The organism is Streptomyces toyocaensis, assembly GCF_000725125.1.
In the GTDB taxonomy this organism is placed as follows: domain Bacteria; phylum Actinomycetota; class Actinomycetes; order Streptomycetales; family Streptomycetaceae; genus Streptomyces; species Streptomyces toyocaensis.
In genome coordinates this window covers 18,649-41,543 of record NZ_JFCB01000047.1, presented here as the reverse complement: position 1 = coordinate 41,543, position 22,895 = coordinate 18,649, and the positions used below count along the sequence as shown (strand labels likewise).

The 22,895-nt window shown below is 68.7% G+C and carries 14 protein-coding genes; 11 read left to right on the top strand and 3 right to left on the bottom strand.

Annotation, left to right across the window (positions count from 1 at the left end; translation table 11 throughout):
- Positions 1 to 3,029, bottom strand: a 3,029-nt coding sequence (locus tag BU52_RS30725; protein ID WP_037940708.1) for a GH92 family glycosyl hydrolase, incomplete at its 3' end; no start/stop codon positions are given.
- Positions 3,030 to 3,403: 374 nt separating this feature from the next.
- Between BU52_RS30725 and ngcE the strand changes: the two genes are divergently transcribed.
- From ngcE to BU52_RS30680, 9 genes are all read left to right on the top strand, one after another.
- On the top strand, positions 3,404 to 4,870 hold the full coding sequence (gene ngcE, locus BU52_RS30720) for an N-acetylglucosamine/diacetylchitobiose ABC transporter substrate-binding protein (protein WP_037940707.1): 1,467 nt from the start codon (positions 3,404 to 3,406) through the stop codon (positions 4,868 to 4,870).
- Positions 4,871 to 4,952: 82 nt separating this feature from the next.
- On the top strand, positions 4,953 to 5,879 hold the full coding sequence (locus BU52_RS30715; protein WP_037940705.1) for a carbohydrate ABC transporter permease: 927 nt from the start codon (positions 4,953 to 4,955) through the stop codon (positions 5,877 to 5,879).
- Positions 5,879 to 6,802 carry a carbohydrate ABC transporter permease gene (locus tag BU52_RS30710; RefSeq protein WP_037940704.1) on the top strand — a complete coding sequence of 308 codons (924 nt, stop codon included), beginning with the start codon at positions 5,879 to 5,881 and terminating at the stop codon, positions 6,800 to 6,802. The genes BU52_RS30715 and BU52_RS30710 overlap by 1 nt, the downstream gene beginning before the upstream one ends.
- A 180-nt stretch (positions 6,803 to 6,982) precedes the next feature.
- Positions 6,983 to 8,194 (top strand): ROK family transcriptional regulator, encoded by a 1,212-nt coding sequence (locus BU52_RS30705; RefSeq protein WP_037940703.1) that lies wholly within the window; start codon positions 6,983 to 6,985, stop codon positions 8,192 to 8,194.
- A gap of 120 nt (positions 8,195 to 8,314) precedes the next feature.
- Positions 8,315 to 9,427, top strand: coding sequence for an ABC transporter substrate-binding protein (locus BU52_RS30700; protein WP_107061313.1), 1,113 nt, complete (start codon positions 8,315 to 8,317; stop codon positions 9,425 to 9,427).
- Positions 9,428 to 9,610: 183 nt separating this feature from the next.
- Positions 9,611 to 10,402 carry an ATP-binding cassette domain-containing protein gene (locus BU52_RS30695; RefSeq protein ID WP_037940698.1) on the top strand — a complete coding sequence of 264 codons (792 nt, stop codon included), beginning with the start codon at positions 9,611 to 9,613 and terminating at the stop codon, positions 10,400 to 10,402.
- Positions 10,403 to 10,413: 11 nt separating this feature from the next.
- A complete protein-coding gene (locus BU52_RS30690; RefSeq protein ID WP_407702080.1) occupies positions 10,414 to 11,700 on the top strand; it encodes a sugar ABC transporter permease in 1,287 nt (428 codons plus the stop codon).
- A gap of 264 nt (positions 11,701 to 11,964) precedes the next feature.
- The gene (gene dxs, locus BU52_RS30685) at positions 11,965 to 13,887 is read left to right on the top strand and encodes a 1-deoxy-D-xylulose-5-phosphate synthase (RefSeq protein ID WP_037940695.1); all 1,923 of its coding nucleotides are present in this window, start codon (positions 11,965 to 11,967) and stop codon (positions 13,885 to 13,887) included.
- A gap of 149 nt (positions 13,888 to 14,036) precedes the next feature.
- The gene (locus tag BU52_RS30680) at positions 14,037 to 15,539 is read left to right on the top strand and encodes an amino acid permease (RefSeq protein ID WP_037940693.1); all 1,503 of its coding nucleotides are present in this window, start codon (positions 14,037 to 14,039) and stop codon (positions 15,537 to 15,539) included.
- 70 nt (positions 15,540 to 15,609) lie between these two features.
- Here BU52_RS30680 and BU52_RS30675 read toward each other — a convergent pair whose 3' ends face one another.
- Complete coding sequence (locus tag BU52_RS30675; protein ID WP_037940691.1) at positions 15,610 to 15,984, bottom strand: PIN domain-containing protein; 375 nt, start codon at positions 15,982 to 15,984, stop codon at positions 15,610 to 15,612.
- Between the two features lie 393 nt (positions 15,985 to 16,377).
- Between BU52_RS30675 and BU52_RS30670 the strand changes: the two genes are divergently transcribed.
- The gene (locus BU52_RS30670; RefSeq protein WP_037940690.1) at positions 16,378 to 17,499 is read left to right on the top strand and encodes a hypothetical protein; all 1,122 of its coding nucleotides are present in this window, start codon (positions 16,378 to 16,380) and stop codon (positions 17,497 to 17,499) included.
- A 33-nt stretch (positions 17,500 to 17,532) separates the two neighbouring features.
- Here the strand turns inward: BU52_RS30670 and BU52_RS30665 are convergent, their stop codons facing one another.
- Positions 17,533 to 18,621: an LCP family protein gene (locus BU52_RS30665; RefSeq protein ID WP_037940688.1), complete on the bottom strand. Its 1,089-nt coding sequence runs from the start codon at positions 18,619 to 18,621 to the stop codon at positions 17,533 to 17,535.
- A gap of 365 nt (positions 18,622 to 18,986) precedes the next feature.
- Between BU52_RS30665 and BU52_RS30660 the strand changes: the two genes are divergently transcribed.
- Entirely contained in the window at positions 18,987 to 22,799 is a 3,813-nt protein-coding gene (locus BU52_RS30660; protein WP_078903534.1) for a bifunctional glycosyltransferase/CDP-glycerol:glycerophosphate glycerophosphotransferase, read from the top strand.
- The last annotated feature ends 96 nt before the right edge of the window (positions 22,800 to 22,895 follow it).

Below are 22,895 nucleotides of genomic sequence, written 5' to 3'. Positions count from 1 at the left end.
TGCCCGGCCGCGTCGTACATGTACAGGGCGTGGTGGGCCACCTGGTTGGAGTGGCCGTACATGCCCATCCGGACGTCCCGCGCCTCGATCATCTCGTGGATGACACCGCCGTAGGAGCCCTTGAGGTCCGGGGAGGCCGTCTCGGGCGTGGACAGGTACGCGTCGAGCTTGTCCCCGAGTCCCTTGCGCCCGCCGTACAGGTTGGCCAGACCGCGGCTGTCCTGCGCGGCGGTGAAGGCATAGCCCCAGCCGTTGGTCTCGGTGTAGTCGTGGCCCCACACGCGCGGGTCGTACTTCGACGACTGCACCCGCCAGTCTCCCTCGGCGTCCTTGCCCTGGAAGAAGCCGGCCTCGGAGTCGAAGAGGTTGACGTAGTCGCGGGCGCGGTCGAGGAAGTACGCGGACTCCTCCTTGTAGCGCTTCTCGCCCGTCCTCTTGTGCAGGGCCTCGCCCATCTTCGCGATGCCGTAGTCGTTGAGGAAGCCCTCCAGCGCCCAGGACAGGCCCTCGTGCGTCTCGGTGCTCGTGTAGCCGAGGAAGGGCGAGGTGGCCATGCCCTTGCGGCCCACACCGGACGAGGGCGGCACGACGGTGGCGTTCTTCACCGCCGCGTCGTACGCAGCCTCCGCGTCGAAGTCGACGCCCTTGACGTACGCGTCGGCGAACGCGACGTCCGAGGAGGTGCCGGTCATCAGGTCGGCGTAGCCGGGGGAGGACCAGCGGGAGGTCCAGCCGCCGTCCTTGTAGTGCTGCACGAACCCGTCGACCAGCTCACCGGCCTTGGACGGCGTGAGGAAGGAGTACGCCGGCCAGGTGGTCCGGTAAGTGTCCCAGAAGCCGTTGTTGACGTACACCTTGCCGTCCACGATCTTGGCGCCGGTGTGCGTCGGGGTGTCCGGCTGGGGCATCTTCGAGAAGGGCGAGGCGTACTTGTCCTTCCCGTCGACCTTCTCGAAGCCCGAGTTCGGGTAGAGGTACAGCCGGTAGAGGCTGGAGTAGAGCGTCGTCAGCTGGTCCGGCGTGGCACCCTCGACCTCGACCTTGCCGAGGATGCTGTCCCACTGGCGCTGGGCGCTCCTCTTGACCGCCTCGAAGTCGCGGCCCCCGGGGATCTCCTGGCGCAGGTTGTCCTCGGCCTGCTCGACACTGATCAGCGAGGTGGCCAGGCGCAGCGTGACCCGACGGTCGTCGCCCGCGTCGAACCGCAGATGGCCCTTGACACCGCTGGAGGCGCCGTCGGTGACCTTCTTGTCGAACTCGCCGTACACGAACATCCGGGTCGCGCCCGTGGACAGCCCGGACTTGACGTCCGAGTAGCCGCTGAAGGTCCCGTTCTCCCTGTCGAGGGTCAGACCGGCCTCGTCGGTCACGTTGTCGAACAGCACGCTCGCGTCGTCACCGGGGAAGGTGAAGCGCATCATCGCGGCGTGGTCCGTCGGCGCCATCTCGGCCTTCACGCCGTTCTCGAACCGCACCCCGTAGTAGTACGGCCTGGCCGTCTCGTTCTCGTGCCGGAAGGCCAGTTCGCGGGCGTCCCGGCCGGTGTCCGGGGTGCCGGAGGCGGCCGAGGGCATCACCTGGAAGGTCTGCCGGTCGCCCATCCAGGGGCTGGGCTCGTGACTCGCGCTGAAGGCCTGGATCGTGGGGAGGTTGTCCGCGTTGTTGCCGCGGGCGTAGTCGTAGAGCCAGCTCAGCGATCCGGCGTTGGTGACCGGGGTCCAGAAGTTGAACCCGTGCGGCACGGCGGTCGCGGGGAAGTTGTTGCCGCGTGAGAAGCCGCCGCTGGAGTTGGTGCCCCGGGTCGTCACCGCGTAGTCGGAGAGATGGGCCTTCGGGCGCTCGGGCTTCACCGGCTTCAGCGCCACGTCGTCCAGCCAGCCGCGGAACTTCGCCGGGCCCTCGGGGGAGTCGTACGCCACCAGGATCCGGTCGACGGTCCTGCCCGCGGCCACCGAGCCGATCCGGGAGAGCACGTTGTTCCACTGGTTGACGTAGAGGACCTTCGAGGCGCCCTGTCCCCGCGGGGTCAGCGGAAACCCGTGCTGGTCGGTGGCGCCCAGATCGCTCAGGTACGTGCCGTCGGTGAAGGCGAGGTCGACGGAGACGTGGGTGGCGTCGTAGTCGAGGTCGCCGTCCGCCATCGACGGGAGGACGCGGTACGACAACTGGGTGTCCCGCCCGACCTTGACGTCGACGTCGAACACCTTGTTGTACGAGTACGCGCGTCCGTCGGCGGTGTGCCGGCCGGCGTACCGCAGCGCCCGCTTGCCGGTGAACCCGGCGCCCGACTTCGCCGTGGGCGAGCCGGTCGGGCCGCGGTCGACCAGCGAGAGCATGTCCTGCGGAACGGGCGCCTCGTCGTCGCCGGTCGAGAACTGGACGTCGGCGAGCTGGAGTATGCCGCCACTGCCGTTCTTCGTGATCTCCAGCCGGAAATGCCGGTACTCGGCGACGGCGGAGGCGTCGATGTCGTAGATCCTGGTCTGGAAGCGCTCCGCGAACGTCTCGCCCGAGCGGGTGTCGAGGGTCGTCCATTCCTCGCCGTCGGTGGAGCCCTTGAGGGTCCAGTCCCTCGGATCCCGCTCGGCGGCGTCGTTGGCGGACGTGAGGGCGTAACGGACCGCCTTCACGGGGGAGTCCAGGTCGAACTCCACCCAGCCGGTGGGCTCGAAGGCCAGCCACTTGCTGCTCGGCTCGCCGTCGACGAGGTTCTCCTTCACCTCCCCGCCGCCGGTGTTCTCCGCACTCGCACGGACGTCCGTCACCCGGTCGGTGACGTTGCCCGGTATGCCGGAGCTGTATCCGCCGTCCACGCCCGAGGCGCGCTTCCCGCCGCCCGGTGTGGTGTCCACGGTGTTCAGCCAGTCGGGGGCGGGGTCCCCCGACTCGAACGACGACGCGAACTCACGGTCCGCCTCCGGCGGTGCCTGGGGCAGGGCGACCGCGACGCCCTGTGAGCCCGCGGCCAGAGCGAAGGCGGTCGCCGCGACGACCGCCGTGCTCCATCTGTGCCGAACCCTGTGTTGCATGCGCGAGCACCTTCCCTGCGCTGGACAACGTTGTCAACTCCACTGCGCAAGGAACAGTAGTGGGTCAAGTGGCCCATGGTGTCAAGGGGTTGATTGTGGCATTCGGGACCCTCGGCGGGGACTTTTCCGTTGTGGAACATGCCGGACGCTCGCATTTCCGTGAGGTCTCAACTCGGAAAAGACGTGCGGGGAACCTTGCATTCGATCTTGCTCCGTCGGCGTGAAGTGGACTATACCTGTCGGCACTCCGGGGCATCTTCACCGCACCCGACCCGTACCAGCCGCACTTCCTGCACGACCCAGCTTGACCCGAACGCGGTGCCGGGAAGGATCCGGTTCACCGCCTGAGTCCTGGAGAAGGCGAGGACTTGAGCATGGGATCCACTTCCGCCGAGAACCACGGCACCGGCGACAACGGCACGAGCGGCGTGGGACGCCGCGCACTGATCAGGCGGTCCGCCGCGCTCGGCCTGCTGTCCGTACCCACGATGAGCTTCCTGTCCGCGTGCGCCAGCGGCGGCGGTGAAGAACAGGAAAAGGCCAAATCGGGCAAGAAGACCGAGAAGAACCCGCTCGCGGTCAACGACACCGCGCAGATGGAATTCGTCCTGTTCGACGGCGGTTTCGGCAAGGAGTACGCCGAGGACGCGGTGAAGGTCTACGAGAAGAACTTCCCCAAGGCGAAGGTCAAGTTCTCTGCGACCCAGAAGATCCAGTCGACCCTGCAGCCGAGGTTCAACCAGGGCAATCCGCCCGACCTCATCGACAACTCCGGCGCCGAGCAGATGGACATGGGTGTCCTGGTCGGCAAGAAGCAGCTCGCCGACCTCACCCCGCTGCTGGACGCCCCGTCGTACGACGACCCGAGCAAGAAGGTCCGGGACACGCTGCGCCCCGGCATCGTGGAGATGGGCCAGTTCGACGGCGACCCGGTCTGGATCATGTACTACGCCTACACGGTCTACGGCGTCTGGTACTCGCAGAAGGCCCTGGACTCGCTCGACGAGCAGTACCCGGAAACCTGGGACCAGATGCTCGCAGTCTGCGAGAAGGCCAAGAAGAAGGGCATGGCGGGCTGGACGTACGCGGGCAAGTACCCCTACTACGTCCCGTTCTCGCTCTACCCGATGATCGGCAAGGTCGGCGGCCGGGAAGTCCTCGACGCCATCGACAACCTGGAACCGGGAGCCTGGAAGCACCCCGCCGTCAAGACCTGCTTCGAGGCCTACTACGAGCTCTACAAGAAGGGCTACATCCTCAAGGGCACCCCGGGTCTGGACCACATCCAGTCGCAGACCGCCTGGGCGCAGGGCAAGGCGCTGTTCCTCCCGAACGGCTCCTGGGTGGAGAACGAGTCCGCGAAGGTCATCCCCGCCGACTTCGACCTCGCGGTCTCGGCGCCCACCGGAATCGACTCCTCCGACAAGCTGCCCTTCGGCACCATCTGGGCCTCCGGCGGTGAGCCGTTCATCGTGCCGGCCAAGGCGAAGAACGGCGCGGGCGGCATGGAGCAGCTGCGCATCATGCTGAGCGAGGAGTCCTCCAAGAACTTCACCAGCAAGGTGAAGTCCCTGACCGCGTTCAACGGCGGCACCGACGGCATCGAGCTCACCCCGGGCCTGAAGTCCGGTGTCGCGGCGCTGGACAAGGCCGGCGAGAACGTCGTGAACCCGCGCCTGCAGGACTGGTACGTGCAGCTCCAGAAGGAGAAGATCGGTGTGTCCGGGCTCGGCGAGATGATGGCGGGCCGCATCACCCCTGTCGAGGCCATCAAGAAGATCCAGGGCTTCGCCGACGAGGCGGCCAAGGACTCGTCGATCAAGCACTACAAGCACCAGTGAGGATCCGTCACCAGGGCCTGTCCGGCGCGCACGCGCCGGGCCGGCCCTGGCGGCACCCGCGCACAGATCGGGGTCGGTAGCAATGCAGCACGGCAAGTACCGGTTCATCGTGGGGTTCCTGACGGTTCCCCTCGGGCTGTACGCGCTCTTCGTCATCTGGCCGTTCATCCAGTCGATCTACTACTCCTTCACGGACTGGACCGGTCTGAGTCCCGACTTCTCCATGGTCGGATTCGACAACTACGAACGGATGCTGGACGACGACATCTTCTGGAAGTCGCTGCAGCACAGCCTGTTGTTCGCCCTGCTGCTGCCGGTGGTGACGATCGGCCTTGCCCTGTTCCTCTCCTTCATGATCAACGTGGGCGGCCGGCGGCGCCGCGGCGGCCCGGTGATCTCCGGGGTCCGCGGCTCCGCGTTCTACAAGATCGTCTACTTCTTTCCTCAGGTGCTCTCGATCGCCATCGTCGCCCTGCTGTTCGCGTTCGCGTACAACCCGGACAGCGGTGCGATCAACTCGGTGCTGCGGGCGGTCGGGCTCGACGACGTCCAGCCGCTGTGGCTGGGCGATCCGGACCTCGCCCTGTGGGCCGTGATGGGGGTGCTCGTCTGGTCCACGGTCGGATTCTTCGTGGTCCTGTTCTCCGCAGGTATGGCGTCCATCCCGGCGGATCTGTACGAGGCCGCGCTGCTCGACGGCGCCAACCGCGTGACCACCTTCTTCCGCGTCACGCTGCCGCTGCTGTGGGACACCGTCCAGTCCGGCTGGGTGTACATGGGCATCCTCGCCCTGGGCGCCGAGTCGTTCGCGGTCGTACAGATCATGACGACCGGACCCGGCGGCCCCGACTACTCGACCACCGTCATGGTCCTGTACGTGTACCAGAAGGCGTTCCGTGACGGTCAGGCCGCCTACGCCACCACCATCGGTGTCGCCCTCCTCGTCGTCACGCTGGCTTTCGCCGCCGTCGTGATGAAGCTGGGGCGGCGCGAGCGGCTGGAGTACTGATGAAGACGACCGAGCCCCCCGCCCCCGTACCGGCCGAGTCCGGTGTCACCGTCACCAAGGCCGCCGTTCTGAGCGGCGAGCCTGTGCGGGAGAAGAGAGAGGGCACCGTCCTCAATGTCTTCTCGCACGGAATTCTCGTGGTCTGGGCGATCATGGTCGTCATGCCGCTGGTGTGGGCGGTGATGACGTCCTTCAAGGACGACGCCTCCATCTTCGGCTCGCCCTGGTCGCTGCCGGACACACTGCACTTCGACAACTGGTCGCGTGCCTGGACCCAGGCCCATATGAGTGACTACTTCCTGAACACCGTTCTGGTGGTCGGCGGCTCACTCGTCGGCACGCTCGTGCTGGGTTCGATGGCGGCCTATGTGCTGGCCCGCTTCGATTTCCCGGGCAACCGCTTCATCTATTACCTGTTCATCGGCGGCATGGGCTTTCCGGTCATGCTCGCCCTGGTCCCGTTGTTCTACGTCGTCAACAACATGGGACTGCTGAACACGATCCACGGGTTGATCCTGGTCTACATCGCGTACTCACTGCCCTTCACGGTGTTCTTCCTGACCGCGTTCTTCCGGACGCTGCCCAGTTCCGTGGCGGAGGCCGCGTTCGTGGACGGGGCCTCGCACACCAGGACGTTCTTCCAGATCATGCTTCCGATGGCCAAGCCCGGTCTGATCAGTGTGGGCATTTTCAACTTCCTGGGGCAGTGGAACCAGTACATGCTGCCCACCGTGCTCAACACGGACGAGGACAAGCACGTCCTCACCCAGGGCCTGGTGCAGCTGGCCGTCAGCCAGGGTTACAAGGGCGACTGGTCCGGACTGTTCGCCGGCCTCGTCATGGCGATGCTGCCCGTGCTCGCCGCGTACATCGTCTTCCAGCGTCAGGTGGTGCAGGGCCTCACCGCGGGGGCCCTGAAGTAACGCACCGGAACCGCTTCCGCACACGCCGCTCCCGTCCCTGGGAGCGGCGTCCGTGTGTGTGTCCATGCACCCGGAAACGGTTCAACCTCTTGACGGGAGGCGACCCGAACGGCTCAGCTTAGAGTTCACTAGTTGGACATAGGGGCCTCGCCGAAGCGGCCCCGCGCGCAGGAGGTCGTCGTGGAGACTCCGGGGTCGCAGTCGTCGCTGCACCGAGCCAACCTGGAGCGGGTCGTCCGAGCAGTACGTCTTGCGGGTTCCCTCACCCAGGCCGAGATCGCGAGGACGACCGGCCTGTCCGCTGCCACGGTCTCCAACATCGTCCGGGAACTGAAGGACAGCGGAACGGTCGAGGTCACGCCCACCTCGTCGGGCGGACGCCGGGCCCGCAGCGTCTCGCTGAGCGGGGACGCCGGCATCGTCATCGGGGTGGACTTCGGGCACACCCACCTGCGGGTCGCGGTCGGCAACCTCGCCCACCAGGTGCTCGCCGAGGAGTCCGAGCCGCTGGATGTGGACGCCTCCTCGTCACAGGGCTTCGACCGGGCGGAACAGCTGGTCAGCCGGCTGATCGAGGCCACCGGGGTGGACCGCGCCAAGATCGCCGGCGTGGGTCTCGGCGTGCCCGGTCCGATCGATGTGGAGTCCGGCACCCTCGGCTCTACCGCGATCCTGCCCGGCTGGACCGGCACCAAGCCCGCCGAGGAGCTGCGGGGGCGGCTCGGCGTGCCGGTGCACGTGGACAACGACGCCAACCTGGGCGCCCTCGGCGAGATGGTCTGGGGCAGCGGCCGGGGCGTGCGCGACCTGGCCTACATCAAGGTCGCCAGCGGTGTCGGCGCGGGTCTGGTGATCAGCGGCAAGATCTACCGGGGCCCGGGCGGCACCGCGGGCGAAATCGGGCATATTACACTCGATGAATCCGGCCCCGTGTGCCGCTGCGGCAACCGCGGCTGCCTGGAGACCTTCACGGCCGCGCGCTACGTGCTCCCGCTGCTCCAGCCCAGCCACGGCACCGATCTGACGATGGAGGGCGTCGTCAGGATGGCGCGGGACGGTGACCCGGGCTGCCGTCGGGTGATCGCCGACGTCGGCCGCCACATCGGCAGCGGAGTCGCCAATCTCTGCAACCTGCTGAACCCGAGCCGGGTCGTTCTCGGCGGCGATCTCGCCGAGGCCGGCGAGCTCGTGCTCGGGCCGATCCGGGAGTCCGTCGGCCGCTACGCGATCCCCAGTGCGGCGCGTCAACTGTCCGTTCTTCCAGGGGCACTTGGGGGCCGTGCGGAGGTGCTCGGGGCACTCGCCCTCGCGCTCAGCGAAATGGGCGATTCGACCCTTCTGGACGGTACTGCGACGGGGTCCCTCGCCGTGGCCGGCTCTGCCTTCACTTAGAGAACGGATGGCACCGTTGCCATCTCGTTAAGGATTTACTTCTTGACGTCGCACGTGTGGCCGAGTTGACTTCCAGCCACCTCGGCCGCAACGACGCGGCCTCGTCAGGGAGGTTTCTGAATGAACACGCGTATGCGTCGTGCTGCTATCGCCATTGCCGCGGGTGCCATGGCCGTCTCGCTCGCTGCCTGCGGCAGCGCCGAGGAGGCGGGCGACAAGAAGGACAACGGCGGCTCCGCCGCCAAGGGCGATGACATCAAGGTCGGTCTGCTCCTTCCGGAGAACCAGACCGCGCGGTACGAGAAGTTCGACAAGCCCTTGATCGAGAAGAAGGTCAAGGAGCTGACGAACAACAAGGGCGAGGTCGTCTACGCCAACGCCAAGCAGGACGCCAGCCTGCAGAACCAGCAGGTCGACACGATGGTGACCAACAAGGTCGACGTGCTCATCGTGGACGCGGTGGACTCCAAGGCCATCGCCGGCTCGGTGAAGAAGGCCAAGGACGCCGGCATCCCGGTCGTGGCCTACGACCGCCTCGCCGAGGGCCCGATCGACGCCTACACCTCGTTCGACAACGTGACCGTCGGCAAGACCCAGGGCGAGGCCCTCCTCGAGGCCCTGGGCGACAAGGCCAAGGACGGCCAGATCGTCATGATGAACGGGTCCTCCACCGACCCGAACGCCGCCATGTTCAAGCAGGGCGCGCACTCCGTCCTCGACGGCAAGGTGAAGGTCGGCCGCGAGTACGACACCAAGGAGTGGAAGCCGGAGAACGCCAACGCCAACATGGAGGGCGCCATCTCCGCCCTCGGCAAGGACAAGATCGTCGGCGTCTACTCCGCCAACGACGGCATGGCGGGCGGCATCATCACCGCCCTGAAGGCCGCGGGCATCGACGACATCCCGGTCACCGGCCAGGACGCCGAACTCGCGGGTGTGCAGCGCATCGTCACCGGTGAGCAGTACATGAGCGTCTACAAGCCCTACCCGCAGGAGGCGGACGTCGCCGCGGAGATGGCCGTCCTGCTCGCCCAGGGCAAGTCGCTCGACTCCCTCGCCAAGGACAAGGTCGACAGCCCCACCACCAAGGCCGTCCCCTCCGTCCTCGTCCCGGTCGTGTCGCTGACCCAGAAGAACATCAACGACACCGTGATCAAGGACGGCATCTACACCGTCCAGGAGATCTGCACGGACAAGTACAAGGCCGCCTGCGACAAGATCGGCCTCAAGTAAGCAGTCCCCGAGTCCCGTGACACACGAGGGAGTCCGTGACCCGGACTCCCCGGCGGGACCGACTGCCACGCGCTTCCGCCGGCGCCCCGCACACATCAGCCCCGCAAGCTACGCGGGGCGCCGGACGGAACATCCCCCCGAAAACTTCTGCACAACCTCCCGCCGGGTCAGGCGGCGAAGGAGATGGTTCACGTGTCCGCTACGCCCGTGCTGGCGTTGCGCGGGGTCTCCAAGCGGTTCGGTGCCGTCCAGGCGCTCACCGACGTAGAGCTTGAGGTCCACGCCGGTGAGGTGGTCGCCCTGGTGGGCGACAACGGTGCCGGAAAGTCCACGCTGGTCAAGACGATCGCCGGCGTGCACCCCATCGATGAGGGCGTCATCGAGTGGGACGGCAAGGCCGTCCAGATCAACAGGCCGCACGACGCCCAGAACCTGGGCATCGCGACGGTCTACCAGGACCTCGCGCTGTGCGACAACATCGATGTCGTCGGCAACCTCTACCTGGGCCGGGAGCTGCGCAGGCGCGGCGTCCTGGACGAGGTCGAGATGGAGCGCCGCTCCCGCGAGCTCCTGGACACGCTGTCGATCCGCATCCCCAGCGTCCGGATCCCGATCGCCTCGCTCTCCGGCGGTCAGCGCCAGGTGGTGGCGATCGCCCGGTCCATGCTCGGCGAGCCCAAGCTGGTGATCCTCGACGAGCCCACCGCCGCCCTCGGCGTCGAGCAGACCGCGCAGGTCCTCGACCTGGTCGAGCGGCTGCGCGAGCGCGGTCACGCGGTCATCCTCATCAGCCACAACATGGCCGATGTGAAGGCCGTGGCGGACAAGGTCGCCGTCCTGCGTCTCGGGCGCAACAACGGCGTCTTCGAGGTCAAGTCGACCTCGCAGGAAGAGATCATCTCCGCCATCACGGGCGCCACGGACAACGCCGTGACCCGTCGTGCGGCGCGCACCAATGGGGAGATCAAGAAGTGAGCACCGAAAAAGTGAGCACCGGTAAGACGTCCGCCGAGGACCACGCCGTGGAGAACCCCGAGGCGGCGGCCGCCGCGGTCACCGTGGTCGACCCCCGGCTGCTGGTCCGCGAACAGGGCTTCCTGGGCTACTGGAACGAGTTCAAGCGGAAGATGAAGGCCGGTGACCTCGGCTCCCTCCCCGTCGTGGTCGGCCTGCTGATCATCTGGGCCATCTTCACCAGCCTGAACCCCAACTTCTTCACCGCCGGCAACTTCTCCGACATGTCCGTCGCGATGGTCGGCACGGGCATGATCGCCGTCGGTATCGTCTTCGTCCTGCTGCTCGGCGAGATCGACCTGTCGGTCGGCTCGGTCAGCGGTGTCGCGGGCGCGGCCTTCGCGGTCATGAGCGTCACCCACGGGATGAACGAGGTGCTGGCCCTGGTGCTGGCGATCCTCACCGGCACGGTGGCCGGCGCCCTCCACGGCTTCATCTTCGCCCGGATCGGCGTCCCGGCCTTCGCCGTGACCCTGGCCGGCCTGCTGTTCTGGCAGGGCTTCATGCTGCAGATCCTCGGCAGCAACGGCACGATCAACCTCGACTCCGAGGGCCTGGTCGTCAAGCTGACCAGCTACTACTTCTCGGACGTGGCCGCCGCGTACGGCCTGGCGATCGTCGCGACCGTGGGGTACTTCCTCCTGGCCTTCTTCGACAACCGCCGCCGCGAGGCCGCCGGGGTCCCGTCCCGGCCGCTGAACGAGATCATCGTGCGGACCGTGCTGCTCGCGGTCCTGGCGTTCGTCGTCGCGATCGTCTTCAACCAGTACAAGGGCCTGCCGCTGGCCGTGGTGATCTTCCTCGCCTTCCTGGTCCTCACGGACTTCGTGCTGCGCCGCACCGCGTACGGCCGCAAGGTCTTCGCGCTCGGCGGCAGCGTCGAGGCGTCCCGCCGCGCCGGCATCAACGTGGAGATGGTGCGGATCTCGGTCTTCGCGATCGCCGGTACCTTCGCCGCGATCGGCGGCCTGTTCGTCGCCTCGAAGATCGCCTCCGCGAACCAGGGCGCGGGCACCGGTGAGTTCCTGATGAACGTCATCGCCGCGGCCGTCATCGGTGGTACGTCCCTCTTCGGCGGCCGTGGCCGCACGTGGGACGCGCTGCTCGGTGTGATGGTGATCATCTCGATCACGTACGGCCTGGCGCTGGAGGGCATCGCCTCGCCGGTGCAGTACATGATCACCGGTGGTGTGCTGCTGGCGACGGTCGTCATCGACGCGGTGACCCGGAAGACGCAGAAGACGGCGGGGCGCGCGTAGGGGGGCGACTGCGGGTCCGCTCGGGCTGATCGCGCCCACGCGGCGGAGCCGCACCTCGACCCGGCCCCGCGCCCCTCGGGTGCGTTGCTGTGGCCCGGCGCCTCACAGGTGCCGGGCCACAGCCTTGTCGTAGGACCCGTGCATCCGGGGTACTGCTGATCGGGTGATGCACGACGCACCGCCCGGAGACCGTTCGGTGGAGCGGAAGATTAGACTCGACCCGCCCGGCAACAGCTCGATCAGCTCTACTGCAAGGAGGCACGGGTGCCGCTGCTGACCCGCATCAGGGGACCGCGCGATCTGGACCGGCTCAGCCCGGAGGAGCTCGACCAGCTGGCCGGGGAGATCCGGACCTTCCTCGTCGACGCGGTCTCCAAGACCGGCGGCCACCTCGGCCCCAACCTCGGTGTGGTGGAGCTGACCATCGCCCTGCACCGGGTCTTCGAGTCGCCCAAGGACAAGGTGCTCTGGGACACCGGACACCAGTCCTACGTGCACAAGCTGCTGACCGGCCGGCAGGACTTCTCCAAGCTGAAGATGAAGGGCGGCCTGTCCGGCTACCCCTCGCAGGCCGAGTCCGAGCACGACGTCATCGAGAACAGCCACGCCTCCACCGTGCTCGGCTGGGCCGACGGCATCGCCAAGGCCAACCAGATCAAGCGGCGCGACAGCCACGTCGTCGCGGTCATCGGCGACGGCGCGCTGACCGGCGGCATGGCCTGGGAGGCGCTGAACAACATCGCCGACGCCAAGGACCGCCCGCTCGTCATCGTCGTCAACGACAACGAGCGCTCCTACTCGCCGACCATCGGCGGCCTCGCCAACCACCTGGCGACCCTGCGCACCACCGACGGCTACGAGCGCTTCCTGACCCGCACCAAGGACCTCCTGGAGCGCACCCCGGTCGTCGGCCAGGCCCTCTACGACACCCTGCACGGCGCCAAGAAGGGCCTGAAGGACTTCATCGCCCCGCAGGGCATGTTCGAGGACCTCGGCCTGAAGTACGTCGGCCCCATCGACGGCCACGACATCGAGGCCCTGGAGTCCGCGCTGGCCCGCGCCAAGCGCTTCAACGGCCCGGTGATCGTCCACTGCCTCACCGAGAAGGGCCGCGGCTACCAGCCCGCCCTCCAGGACGAGGCGGACCGCTTCCACGCCGTGGGCAAGATCCACCCCGACACGGGCCTGCCGATCGCCACCGCGGGCGCCGACTGGACCTCCGTCTTCGGCGAGGAGATGGTCAGGCTCGGGGAGGAGCGCGAGGACGTCGTCGCCATCACCGCCGCGATGCTCCAGCCGGTCGGCCTCGACAAGTTCGCCAAGCGCTTCCCCGACCGGGTCTACGACGTCGGCATCGCCGAGCAGCACGGCGCCGTCTCCGCCGCGGGCCTGGCCCACGCCGGGGTGCACCCCGTCTTCGCCGTGTACGCCACCTTCCTGAACCGCGCCTTCGACCAGGTGCTGATGGACGTGGCCCTGCACAAGTGCGGCGTCACGTTCGTGCTCGACCGGGCCGGCATCACCGGCACCGACGGCGCCTCCCACAACGGCATGTGGGACATGTCGATCCTCCAGGTCGTCCCCGGGCTGCGGCTGGCCGCCCCCCGCGACGCCGACCAGGTCCGCGCCCAGCTGCGCGAGGCCGTCGACGTCGAGGACGCCCCCACCGTGGTGCGGTTCTCCAAGGGCGCCGTCGGGCCCGCCGTGCCCGCCGTGGGCCGCGTCGGCGGCATGGACGTGCTGCGCGAGCCCGGCACCGACGCCCCCGACGTCCTGCTGGTGTCCGTGGGCGCCCTGGCCCCGATGTGCCTGGAGATCGCCTCCCTCCTCGACCGGCAGGGCATCTCCACCACCGTCGTCGACCCGCGCTGGGTCAAGCCCGTCGACGAGGCGATGGCGCCGCTCGCCGAGAAGCACCGCGTCGTCGTCACCGTGGAGGACAACTCCCGCGTCGGCGGTGTCGGCTCCACGATCGCCCAGGCGCTGCGCGACGCCGGGGTGGACGTACCGCTGCGCGACTTCGGCATCCCGCCGCGCTTCCTCGACCACGCCTCCCGCGCCGAGGTCATGGCCGAGATCGGCCTGACCGCCCCCGACATCGCCCGTCAGGTGACCGGCCTGGTGGCGAAGCTCGACGGGCGGTACGAGCGGTCCTCCGTCGACGCGGTGGAGCCGGCCCGCGACTGAACGGACGTCCACGCGTCGCCCGGACGGGCCGCGCGTGCCACTGTGAGGAGTGGCGCGCGCGGCCCGTCTGCGTGAAAGCGCCCGCGCCGGGGCATACGAGCTACGCCCCCTCTCGATCATGTCGAGGACGACAAGCGTGGGAGGTACCCGTGACAAGCCCCCTCTTCCGGACGAAGAAGGTGGAGCAGTCCATCCGCGACACCGAGGAACCCGAGCACGCGCTCAAGAAATCGCTGTCCGCGCTGGATCTGACCGTCTTCGGCGTCGGTGTCATCATCGGCACCGGCATCTTCGTCCTCACCGGTACGGTCGCGAAGAACAACGCCGGGCCGGCCACGGCCCTGGCCTTCGTGGTGGCCGGTGTCGTCTGCGCGCTCGCCGCGCTCTGCTATGCCGAGTTCGCCTCCACCGTCCCGGTGGCGGGTTCCGCCTACACGTTCTCCTACGCCTCCCTGGGGGAACTGCCCGCGTGGATCATCGGCTGGGACCTGGTCCTGGAGTTCGCGCTCGGCACGGCGGTGGTGGCCGTCGGCTGGTCGGGCTACATCCAGTCGCTCATGGACAACGCGGGCTGGCAGATGCCCGCCGCGCTGGGCAGCCGGGAGGGCTCCGACGTCTTCGGGTTCGACATCCTCGCCGCCGCCCTGGTGCTGGTGCTGACCGGCATCCTCGTCCTCGGCATGAAGCTGTCCGCCCGCGTCACCTCGATCGTCGTGGCGATCAAGGTGATCGTCGTCCTCGTGGTGATCGTCGCGGGGGCCTTCTTCATCACCGCCGACAACTACGACCCGTTCATCCCGGGCTCGGAGCCGGTACCCGCGGGTGACAGCCTCAATTCGCCGCTCATCCAGCTGATGTTCGGCTGGGCCCCGGCGAACTTCGGGGTGATGGGCATCTTCACCGCCGCCTCGGTGGTGTTCTTCGCGTTCATCGGTTTCGACATCGTCGCCACGGCCGCCGAGGAGACGAAGAACCCGCAGCGCGACATGCCCCGCGGCATCCTCGGCTCCCTGTTCATCTGCACCGTGCTGTACGTCCTGGTGTCGATCGTCGTCACCGGCATGCAGAACTACCGGGACCTGTCCGTGGACGCCCCGCTCGCCGACGCCTTCAAGGCCACCGGGCATCCCTGGTTCGCGGGCTTCATCAGCTTCGGCGCCGCCGTCGGCCTGACGACCGTCTGCATGATCCTGCTGCTCGGCCAGACGCGCGTCTTCTTCGCGATGAGCCGCGACGGACTGCTGCCCCGGTTCTTCTCCCGGGTCCACCCCCGGTTCAGGACGCCGCACCGGCCGACCATCCTGCTCGGTGTCCTCATCGCGGTCCTCGCGGGCTTCACCCCGCTGAACGAGCTCGCCGCGCTGGTGAACATCGGCACCCTGTTCGCCTTCGTGATCGTCGCGATCAGCGTGATCATCCTCCGCAGGACCCGGCCCGACCTGCACCGGTCGTTCCGCACCCCCTGGGTGCCCGTCCTGCCGATCGTGTCGGTCGCCGCGTCCCTGTGGCTGATGCTGAACCTGCCCGCCGAGACCTGGGTCCGGTTCGGCATCTGGATGGCGATCGGCATCGTCGTCTACTTCCTCTACAGCCGCACCCACAGCCGGATGGCCCGCACACCGGAGGAGACCCCCGCCCCGCCCGCCCGCTGACCACGCCCAGGGCCCTTCGCCCCCGTCCGACGGGGCACGGGGCAGGCCCGGGCCCCCGTGGGAGCCGGCGTCAGGGGCGTACCGTGCGGGGGCCCGTGACCTCCGCGCCCAGGGACGTCACCCTGCGGCGCAGCTCGCGGTCCGCCGTCACCACCAGGACCGGCCGGCCGTCCCCCGCCCCGGCCACCAGCGTGACCACGCGGTCGTCACCGCTGCCCGGGGCCGGGTCCACCCGGACACCGGGGACGGACTCCACCCCGCGGGCGGCCCCCTCCACCACCAGGACGATCTCCACCGGCCCGGTACGGCCGGGCAGGCCGTCCGCGGCCAGCCGGTCACGGAGACGCTCCGCGGCACCCCGGCGGTCCCGCCACCATCCGTCGGGCACCGACCCGACGACATTCGCGGCGTCGACGATCACGAGCAGGGCGGCGGTGTCGTTCATGCGGCCAGGGTCCCACGCGAGGCCGCGCCGCCGCCGTTCCGGCGGGCGGACGGAACCGAGGTCTCCGCACGGTGTGGGGGAGTCGTGCCTCCGGCGCCCCGCTGCCCCGTCGCCGCGGCCGGTCCCGGCCCCGACGTCCCGGCCGTGCGCCGCGACACCGGGTGGGGCACGACCGCACGGTGCCGGCCGAGCGCTCCGCCAACCGCCTCATCGCGTTCGCCGCACACCCCGACCGAGCGGGAGCGAGCCGGTGCCCGGTGGGCCGGGTCCGGTCCGGCGGCCGAACCGACGGGACAGAGGCCGGGGAAGAGGTGAACGATCAGCATATGATGTGCCGAGTTTTCGGGGTCCCGTGTCGGTGATGCGGCGGGCTTCAGGAAGGTGCACCAGGCGATGCGGAGAAGGCCGGCAGGCCCCAGGGGTGCCTCCGTCACAGGCGGGCGCGCCGCCGAGGAGTGTCACGGGATCGCGACCGGAGCGGCCGACGGAGAATGGCTCACCCGCGGCAAGGACGGTCGGCTGACGCTGTACGCCCCCACCGGGGGCGGCCTGCTGCGCTGGACGGAGACCACCGTCGGCGGCCCGGAGTGGAGCGGGCCGCGCTTCGTTCCGGTGGCCGGACTGACGCATCTGACGGTGGTCCAGGGAGCCAACACCTATGTCCACTTCCTCGGCCGCCGGGAGCGTCCCGGTCCCGACGGCGGACGGAACGTGGACATCGTGCACGCCGTCCAGTACCAGACCGGACTCGCCTTCAGCGACTGGCGGTCCCTCGGCAGCCCCCACCGGGACCCGGAAAAGGCCGGTCCGCCCGTTGCGCCGTCCGCGACGGTCGCCCCGGACGGCACTGTGCACGTCTTCCTCCGCGGTGAGCACGGAGGTCTGGCGCTCCGGCGCGAGGCCCCGAACGGCACCTGGCGGGCCTGGGAGAACCTGGGCGGTGGCGGTATCGGCGCCCGGCCCGCGGCGATCGCGCTCACCGACGGACGGATCGAGGTCTGCGCCGCTGCCGAGACGGGCGTGCTCGTCTGGCGCCAGCCCGCTCCCGGCGGCGACTTCACGGGCCCCCGCGGCTTCTCGCTGCGGCCCGTGCCGGGCACGGTCGCGGCCCTGGAGACCGGGCCCGGCCGTGCCACGTTCTTCTGGACCGATGCGGAGAGCGGCGGGGCCGCGGCCTGGCGGGCGGGCGGCTGGCCGGTCGCTCTGGGCGGCACCCCGGCCGGGCGGCCGTACGCGGTGCTCCGCACGTCGCTGGACGGCTACGACTGTGTCGTTCTCGCCTGTCGCGACCGGGACGGCGCGGCCGTGCTCGGCATGGGCGGCACCGAGAACGAGGACGCCGGATTCTGGTGGTACGCGCTGGCCGAGTCCTGCCAGGGCGCTCCGGCCCTGGCCCTGGACGGACGCGGCCGTGTGGTGATGGCCCTGATCGGCACCGACGGCAGACCCAGGGTCGCCCGCCAGGAGGAGGGCGACGGTCTCGCTCTCACGCGTTGGGACACGCTGGGGAGTTGAGCGGCCGGTGCCGTGGCGCCGCCGTGCCGGAGGTCAGCCGCCCGTCGCGGGTGACTTCTTCGCGGACTCGGGGATCTCCGCGTCGGAGCGAATCGCCTCCCACAGCTGATCGGCCCGGGGACGTGCGGCCACCACCCGGTTCGGATCGGTCTTGTCGTACTGCACCGGCAGCATGACCGTTTCCATGGACGCCGGGTCGACTCCGTTCATGCTGCGTGCGAACTCGGCCAGACTGGTCAGTGAGGCCAACTCGGAGTCGGTGGTCAGCGCCGAGGTCAGCGTGTCGGCGATCTTGTACGTCTTGGTGGGACTGCCGAACAGGTCCTGTCGCTTCACCTCGCTCAGCAGGGCGATCATGAACTGTTGCTGGAGTCCTATGCGGCCCAGGTCGCTGCCGTCACCGACGCCGTGCCGGGTCCGCACGAACGCCAGGGACTGGGTGCCGTCCAGCTTGTGGGTCCCGGCGCTCAGATCGAGGCCGCTGGAGGTGTCCTTGATGGGCTCCTCGACGGTTACGGTCACACCGCCGATGGCGTCGACCAGCCCCTTGAAGCCGGCGAAGTCGATCTCCATGTAGTGGTCCATGCGGACGCCGGACATCTTCTCCACGGTCTTGACCACGCAGGCCGGACCGGCCGTCGAGTACACGGAGTTGAACATGACGCGCTCGGCCTCCGGGAGGGTCGAGCCGTCCGCCTTGGCGCACTCCGGGCGGGTGACGAGCGTGTCGCGCGGGATGCTCACGGCGACCGCCTGCCGGCGCCCTTCGGGGATGTGCATCACCAGTGCGGTGTCCGACCGGGCGCCCGAGACCTTACCGGTGCCCAGTCCGGCGTTCGCGCCCCCGCGTGAGTCCGAGCCGAGGACCAGCACGTTCTGTCCGGATGTCGGCAGTTTCTCCGGACGGTCCTCGCCGAGGGCCTTGTCCAGGTCGACTCCGTCGATGTTGCCGTTCAGGTCGCTGTAGAGCCAGTATCCCGTGCCGCCTGCCGCGAGCAGGACGGCCAGGAACGACAGCAGGACGATGCGTCCCCAACGCCGGCGGGGGCGCTGCGCCCGGCGGCGTCTGTCGCCGGGCGCCGACTGCGCACGCCCTGACTCCCTGGTGGCGCTGTGCGTCATGGTGTTCGGTTCCTCTCCTCACGGGCTCCGCGTGGCGGAGTGGCAGGGCCCGGGTGGGGGGAAGACCGGCCCACTGATGCGGTCACGTCAGTGGGAGAACTATAGGCAGCGGCTCATGACTCGGTGCCGAGTGGGTGCGAATAGCACGGCTGAGCGGTGAATGCCACATGAATCAATCTTGACCACCTATAAGGGTGGCTTAAGATGTGTGGAACCTGTGGCCGGTGTGGAGGGGGGCTCTCGCGGGGCCGGGGGTGTTGGCGGGGTATCGCGGCAGGCGTCGCGGTGCGCCGCATTTGGGGTGGAGCGTCCGGTGTGGACTGCTGAGGTCCTGGTGGGCGAAATGTCTTGGTAGGAGTACGTTGGTGGTTTACCCGCGCCTGAGTGTCGTCGTGCCCTTTCAGGACGTCGAGGCCTATCTCGCCGAATGCCTGGAGTCCATTGCGCGCCAGTCGTTCCGTGATTTCGAGGTCGTCCTCGTCGACGACGGATGCACCGACGGATCGGTGCGAATCGCGGCCGACTTCTGCGCTGCCGACCGCCGCTTCCGCCTCGTTCGCCAGCACGCCCACGGGCCGGGGCACGCGCGCAACACCGGTCTGCGCAACACCCATCCCGCGGCGGAGTTCCTCGCCTTCGTGGACGGCGACGACGTCATCCCCGAGTACGCCTACGAGCTCCTGGTGCGCACCCTCGAGGAATCCGAGGCGGATTTCGTCTCGGGCAACGTGCAGATGATGAACTCCACCAAGAAGTGGCAGTCACCGCTGCACAAGGGCCCGATGCAGAAGAACCGGCGGGGCACGCACATCACGAAGTTCGACGCGCTGATCTACGACCGCACCGTCTGGAACAAGCTCTTCCGGCGCTCCTTCTGGGACCACCACTCCATCAGGTTCCCCGAAGGCGTGATGTACGAGGACTCGTGGGTCAACATGTACGCCCACTTCAGCGCTGCCAAGGTCGACGTCATCACGGACATCGTCTACTTCTGGCGCCGCCGGGAGGGGGGAGCGGCACCTTCCATCACCCAGCGCCACTCCGAACTGTCGAACCTGCGCGACCGGGTCGCGGCCGTGCGGTCCGTGAGCCGCTTCCTCGGCGACCAGGACTCCCAGGAGTACGCGGACGCCAAGCGGAAGTACGATCTCACGTGCCTGAAGTCCGACCTCATGCTCCACCTGAAGGTACTTCCGGACGCCGACGAGGAGTACCAGTACTCCTTCATGCAGTGGGCCAACGAGTTCCTCGACGAGACCGACCTCACCATCATCGACGAGCTGCCCGCGGACGCCCGCGTCAAGTGGCTGCTGGTGCGCGAGGGCCGGCTGGCCGAGCTCCTCGACGTCATCGAGTTCGAACGTCGTGGCGGTCCCATGCCCGTGCAGCGGCGGTTCCGGCGCTACCTCAACTACCCCTACCTCGGCGACCGGGAGGTGGGCCTCGACAAGAAGGCCTACCGGCTGGACAAGGAGTTCTCCCTGCACGGATCGCTGTCCGGCGCCAGATGGGGCTCCGGGTCCGACACGCTCATCCTCACCGGGACCGCCTACGTCCGGTTCATCAACGTGCACAAGAAACACATGTCGGTGAAGGCGATCGCCCTGCGGAACAAGAAGCAGGGCCGCATGACGATCACCACGGCGAAGACCGTCTACGCGCCGCAGGCGACCGAGGATTCGAAGCAAAATCGTTATTGCTACGACTGGGCAGGCTTCGAGGCGCGGATCGACACCACGCGTCTGAAGCGCAAGGGCCAGTGGGTCGAGGGCACCTGGGACGTGGCCGCCGGTGTCCTCAGCCGGGGGCTGTTCCGCTACCGGGGCATCGACCGGGGCGGCGCGGGCAGCGCCGCCAACCCGCCCTACCGGTACGTCGACAAGAACACGCGTCTCCTCCCGGTCTTCCTGCAGGGCAAACTCAAACTGCGCGTCGAGGTCGTGCGCTGCCGGATCACCCAGCACCGTCTCGTCGGTGACCAGCTGGAGCTGCGTGGCGTCTATCTCGGCCCCAAGGTGCCGGAATGGGGCAAGCTCCGGGTCACCAGCATGAGCGGAGCCGGGCGGCACGACGCACGTGTCCACTTCACGCCCGGCGGCGACGGGTGGTGCACGTTCTCCGCCAAGCTGCCCCTGAGCAGCCTCGTACCGAAGTCCCGCGTCCTCACCGGGGCGGGCGTGGACGTCCCGCAGGCCTGGGGCATGGGCAGCAACGGGTGGAAGACGACCTTCCATGTCGAGGGCCGCAAGATGACCATGTATCCGGTCATGGCGGAGGAGACGGTGGACGGGCACTACCGCATGCCGGCGTCACTGCAGACCAGGGAGGGCGACCGCGAGGTCGTCGTCCACCGCAACGGATCCGGCTATCTCGTGCTCTTCGAACGCGCGACCCTTCCCACCGCGACCCGGTGCGCGTGGCGGGAGGACGGCTCGTTGGAGATCCGGGGCCGTTACCTGGCGGCGGACCGACTGACCCAGGAGCAGTACCGGGCCGCTCATCTGGTGGTCCGTTCGCGTGCGCACGGCGCGGAGCGTTCCGTACCCCTGATCTGGGACGGCTACGAGTTCCGCTGCGTGCTGGCCCCCGCCGCCATGCGGACCCTGGCCGGTGACATCCCGCTCGCGGCCGGACGGTGGGACTTCTTCCTGCGCCGCCAGGACCTCTCCGCGGTGGCGCGCGAGGAGCGCCTCGAAGACCTGATGGTGAAGATCGAACAGGATGCCATCGAGGCGTTCCCGCAGGAGTACGAGAGAGACGAACGCCGCTACGAGACACAGGCCGAGGCCTACGACCGGCTGTCGCTCCTCGTCCACTCGGCGATGCCCGACCGCGCCCGCGGCCCCTACCGGCAGAAGCTGCTGCGCACGAAGGCCTACCCCGCGGCACGTCGGGAGCCGGTGCGCGACGCCGTGCTCTTCGACGCCTTCAAGGGCACCCAGTACTCCGACAGCCCTCGCGCCCTGCACGAGGAACTCGTGCGCCGTCGTGTCGACCTCGAACACCTGTGGGTGGTACGCGACGACCAGGTTCAGGTGCCGCCCACCGCGACGCCCGTCCGCATGTGGTCACCGGAGTGGTACGAGGCCCTCGCCACCAGCCGGTACGTCGTCGCCAACAACCACCTCCCGGACTGGTTCGAGAAACGGGACGGCCAGGTCGTCGTGCAGACGTGGCACGGCACACCGCTGAAGAAGATCGGCCACGACATCGAGTCCATCCACTTCGCCGACCAGCGCTACCTGGAACGCGTCGAGAAGGAGGTGCAGAACTGGGACATGCTGGTGTCCCCCAACAGCTTCTCCACCCCGATCCTCAAGCGCGCCTTCGGCTTCCCCGGCGAGATGGTGGAGAGCGGCTACCCGCGCAACGACATCCTGCGCCGGTCCGGCACGGAAGTCCGGGAGCAGCAGATCCGCCACAGGATCGGAGTGCCGGAGGGCAAGCGGGTGGTGCTGTACGCCCCGACCTGGCGCGACGACCAGTTCTACGCGCCCGGAAAGTACAAGCTGGACTTCCGTATCGACCTGGAGGCCGCGCGCGCGCAGCTCGGGTCCGACCACGTCCTCATGGTGCGCCGCCACCCCAATGTCGTGGACCCGGTGCCGGGCGCCGGCGACGGATTCGTCTTCGACGTCTCCGACTACCCGGACATGGCCGACCTCTCGCTGATCACCGACGTGATGATCACCGACTACTCCTCCCTGATGTTCGACTACGTCAACACCGGCCGGCCCATCCTGTTCTTCACCTACGACCTGGACCACTACCGCGACACCCTGCGCGGGTTCTACTTCGACTTCGAGGGCAGCGCCCCGGGCCCCCTGCTCCACACGTCCGAGGAACTGGTGACGGCCGTCCGCGACATCGACCGGATCCAGGACCTCTACGCCGAGCGGTACCGCTGGTTCCAGCGTGAGTTCTGCGACCTGGACGACGGTTACGCCGCCGCACGGCTCGCCGACCGGATGCTGGTCGCGGGCGGGGACCTCGAACCCGGGCAGGCGCACGCACCGGCCGTCGGTACCGTCGACACCCAGCACGCGGGAAGGCCGATGACCCCCGTTCACCGGGGCACGGCGCAGTGGTTCACCGGCCACCACGCGCACGCGGGGCTGATGGGCGCCGTACCCGCCCAGCCCGCCGCGGCGCAGACATTCGAAGAAGTGATCGTGTGACGGCGACGGCTTCGCCGGGTGGCCTGCCGTCGGCGTGCCCGGCCGTTCCGGCCGGTCCGGGCATCCGATGACCCGCCCCCCGCTCATTCCCCCCGG